Source organism: Arthrobacter agilis, assembly GCF_002953615.1.
GTDB classification, from domain to species: domain Bacteria; phylum Actinomycetota; class Actinomycetes; order Actinomycetales; family Micrococcaceae; genus Arthrobacter_D; species Arthrobacter_D agilis_B.
The window spans coordinates 3,409,089-3,411,628 of the sequence record NZ_CP024915.1 but is presented as its reverse complement, the minus strand read 5'-3'; the positions used below and the strand labels follow the sequence as shown (position 1 = coordinate 3,411,628).

The 2,540-nt window shown below is 70.0% G+C and carries 3 protein-coding genes and 1 pseudogene; 2 read left to right on the top strand and 2 right to left on the bottom strand.

Annotated elements, in window-relative coordinates; translation table 11 throughout:
• Both CVO76_RS16805 and CVO76_RS16800 read right to left on the bottom strand, forming a co-directional pair.
• Positions 1-395 (bottom strand): annotated as a pseudogene (locus tag CVO76_RS16805) (class F sortase); the annotation flags it as partial.
• 15 nt (positions 396-410) lie between these two features.
• Positions 411-1,187 carry a hypothetical protein gene (locus tag CVO76_RS16800; RefSeq protein ID WP_208740205.1) on the bottom strand — a complete coding sequence of 259 codons (777 nt, stop codon included), beginning with the start codon at positions 1,185-1,187 and terminating at the stop codon, positions 411-413.
• A gap of 171 nt (positions 1,188-1,358) precedes the next feature.
• Here CVO76_RS16800 and CVO76_RS16795 point away from each other — a divergent pair, with 171 nt between their 5' ends.
• A complete protein-coding gene (locus CVO76_RS16795) occupies positions 1,359-1,841 on the top strand; it encodes a hypothetical protein (protein WP_208740204.1) in 483 nt (160 codons plus the stop codon).
• Between the two features lie 16 nt (positions 1,842-1,857).
• Positions 1,858-2,540: exodeoxyribonuclease III (locus CVO76_RS16790; RefSeq protein WP_208740203.1), on the top strand; the 683-nt coding region annotated here is incomplete at its 3' end.

The window sequence follows — 2,540 nt, the reverse complement described above, 5'->3', positions numbered from 1 at the left end:
GGAACTCCTAGCGACCGGTCGTACCAGCTCGCCGGGGCGCCGGGGCCGTCCGGCGGAACCTCCAGGCTCCGGTTCTCCCGCAGGCCTAGGGTGAGCAGATCGGTCCGCACGCCGATGGAGGGGATCTCCAGCGTGACCGGCGCCGAGGCGGCGAGCACGGCAGGCTGTGCCGTCGGTGGGGCCGCAGGAGCGGCCGGCTCCGTGGCAGCAGCCGCCGAGGGCACGGCCGGACCGGGTGCAGCCGACGCAGGACCGGCGGAGCTGCTCGCAGGGGCCGACGGGGAGTCCGGGGTCGCTGCGGGCGCGTCCCCGGTTCCGCAGCCGGCAAGGAGGAAAAGGGCGGCCACCGCCGGGGCGGTGAAGCCCCAGCGGCGGCCGGTTACCTTACTGATCACGGGAAGCGATCAGGATCATGCGTTGGTCGCGCGGCGGCGGACGGCGTAGGTTCCGCCGGCGGCTGCGGCCAGGACCAGGCCACCGCCGAGGGCGATCATGCCCGCGGAGTTGGAGGAGGACTCGGTGGCGACACCGGTGTCGGCTCCGCCGGACGGCATGGCGCCCATCTGGGTCGCGGCGAGGGTGCCGCACAGTGCGGGAGAGGTCGCGCCGAGCGGGAGCTCGGGAGCGATCTCGGACGGGCTGCCGAAGACCTCCGGGGACACGCCGGCCGTGGCGGGATCGAGACCGTGCACGACGACGACGGCGGTGCCGGCTTCGAGCGACGCCTTGGTGGCGGCATCGAGGGTGATCTCGCGCTGGATCGAGTAGGTCCCGCCCTGGCCACCGAGCTGCAGGTTCAGGCCCTCGGCAGGGGTGGTGGCGCCGGAGGTGGTGAGCGTGGTCTGGATGTCTCCGTAGCCCGGGACACCCTCGGCGACGTTGACGATCCCGTCGCCATTGGCGTCGTCGGCGGGCGTGGGGCAGACGCCCTTGGCGCCACCGTGGATGTGCTGCACGTGGGGGTACGGGGCGTCCATGAAGGTCTGGGCGAGACCGGAGACCTGCAGGTTGACCATCGCCTTGTCACCGGTGACGTCGAGCGTGATCGTGCCGGAGCCCGTGGTGCCGTTCAGCTGGCCGAGGGTGGATGAGTACGAGCCGTCGGCGGCCATCGCGGGAGACCCGGCGAGGGCTACAGCGCTGATGGCGAGGGCCGGTACTGCGAGGAGACGCATCTTCTTGTTCATGGGTAAGTCCTCCGTAGTGCGAATGAAGCGCACCGTAGGGCGCGCACGACAGTACTTCGCGGTGACCCCGGTCACGGATGGGCGGAGATGGAAGAAACCTTGGGGAAGCCTGACAGTTCGCCCGCGGTGGAAGGAGCGGGAGGCGCCCGGACGATGCGGGAGAATGGACGGATGCAGTCACTGGGAAGTAATGGCCGGCCCGCGGGCCGGGGTATGAGCATGCGCATGGGCAGCGCCGGGATGGCGATCATGCTCGTCGTGTTCCTGGTCGCCGTGGTCTTCGCCGCGAACCAGAACGACGTCGTCGGCTGGCTGGTGGTGATCATCTCCCTCGGCTGGCTCCTGGTCTTCAGCTTCGTCGTGTTCAGCCTCCGCTCGGCCGCGCGCAAGGCCGCGTCCCGCCTCCAGGGGCATGCGGGGTTCGGCGTGCAGGGGCAGGCCGCTCCGGTCGCCGTCGACAGGGCCCGGGACCTCAAGCTGGACCACAGCTTCAAGATCGTCCAGGTGCAGGTCGGAGTCGTGCGTGAATACCTCGGCCGGGACGAGGGGATGGTCGAGCGCGCACTCGAGACGATCGAGATCACCTCGCACAATGCCCGCTCCATGATGAAGGGGTCCACCGACGGCCCCGTGGAGGGCACCGTCGTCGACTGACGGGCCCCCGTCGGAGATGAATCGGAATATCGTGCGGGGTAAGGTTGATCGAGTGAGTCCGGCATCGAACCCTCCGCAGAATCCCCTCCGCATCGCCTCCGTCAATGTCAACGGAATACGTGCCGCCTACAAGCGGGGCATGCAGGAATGGCTGGACGGGCGGGACGTCGACATCCTCTGCCTGCAGGAGGTCCGGGCCCCCGATGCCGTGGTCCGCGACCTGCTCGGGGACGGGTGGCACATCCTCCACACCGAGGCCGACGCCAAGGGCCGTGCCGGGGTCGCCGTCGCCTCCCGCCGGGCGCCCACGGCGACGCGCACCACCATCGGCGACAGCTACTTCGAGACCGCCGGCCGGTGGGTCGAGGCGGACTTCGAGGTCGACGGCGCGAGCCTGACGGTCGTGAGCGCCTACGTGCACTCCGGCGAGGTCGGCACGCAGAAGCAGGACGACAAGTACCGCTTCCTCGACGCGATGACCACGCGGCTGCCCCAGCTCAGGGACGGCGCGGACCATGCCGTGGTGATGGGCGACCTCAACGTCGGCCACACGCAGCTCGACATCCGGAACTGGAAGGGCAACGTCAGGAAGGCCGGTTTCCTGCCCGAGGAACGCGCCTACTTCGACCGCTTCTTCTCGGACGAGTGCGGTTTCGTGGACGTCGCACGGCTCCTGGCGGGCGAGGTCGACGGTCCGTA